This window comes from Novosphingobium sp. ERN07 (assembly GCF_012641335.1).
GTDB lineage: Bacteria > Pseudomonadota > Alphaproteobacteria > Sphingomonadales > Sphingomonadaceae > Novosphingobium.
In genome coordinates this window covers 1-831 of sequence record NZ_JABAID010000066.1, presented here as the reverse complement: position 1 = coordinate 831, position 831 = coordinate 1, and the positions used below count along the sequence as shown (strand labels likewise).

Annotated in this window: 1 protein-coding gene and 1 pseudogene; both read left to right on the top strand. The window is 61.7% G+C overall.

Annotated features, from left to right (window positions below):
- Nucleotides 1–64: 64 nt before the first annotated feature.
- A complete protein-coding gene (locus HGI47_RS22840; RefSeq protein WP_240950384.1) occupies nucleotides 65–412 on the top strand; it encodes a transposase in 348 nt (115 codons plus the stop codon).
- 46 nt (nucleotides 413–458) lie between these two features.
- Nucleotides 459–821, top strand: a pseudogene (locus HGI47_RS22835) (IS5 family transposase); the annotation flags it as partial.
- Between the last annotated feature and the right edge of the window lie 10 nt (nucleotides 822–831).

Below are 831 nucleotides of genomic sequence, written 5' to 3'. Positions count from 1 at the left end.
CTAGGCTCAGGACCCATTGATTGGCTGAGGGGGATGTGATTCAGGCTCCGCGAGGAGACTGAGCATGAGCGACCTGTACTGGCTGACGGACGAGCAGATGGCTCGCCTTTCGCCGTATTTCCCCAAGAGCCACGGCAAGCCGCGGGTTGACGACCGGCGGGTTCTGAGTGGGATCATCTTCGTCAACCGGAACGGCCTGCGCTGGCGGGATGCGCCAAGGGAGTATGGGCCACACAAGACATTGTATAACCGCTGGAAACGGTGGGGCGCGATGGGGGTGTTTGGCCGGATGACGGAAGGCCTGTCCGCCCAGAGGGCCGAACCTCAGACACTCATGATCGACGCGACCTATCTCAAGGCTCACCGCACGGCTTCCAGCCTTGGGGTAAAAAAGGGGATCTCGGGCGTCTGATCGGACGGACCAAGGGTGGCATGAACACCAAGCTTCACGCGATAACCGATGCCAACGGCCGCCCCTGAGCTTCTTCATCACGGCCGGCCAAATCAGCGATTACACCGGCGCAGCGGCCCTGCTCGACGACCTGCCCAAGGCACAGTGGATGCTTGCCGATCGGGGCTATGATGCCGAGTGGTTCAGGGACGCGCTTGAGCAAAAGGGCATCAAGCCCTGCATTCCGGGCCGGAAATCCCGCTCCATCCCCGTCAAGTACGACAAGCGCCGATACAAGCGGCGCAACCGCATCGAGATCATGTTCGGCCGTCTCAAGGACTGGCGACGCGTGGCAACGCGATACGACCGCTGTCCAACCGTCTTCTTCTCCGCCCTCGCACTCGCCGCAACCGTGCTCTTCTGGCTGTGATCAGTGAGTC

Coding starts and splice junctions, on each gene's coding strand:
- HGI47_RS22840 (WP_240950384.1), top strand. CDS start 65: ATGAGCGACCTGTACTGGCTGACGGACGAGCAGATGGCTCGCCTTTCG.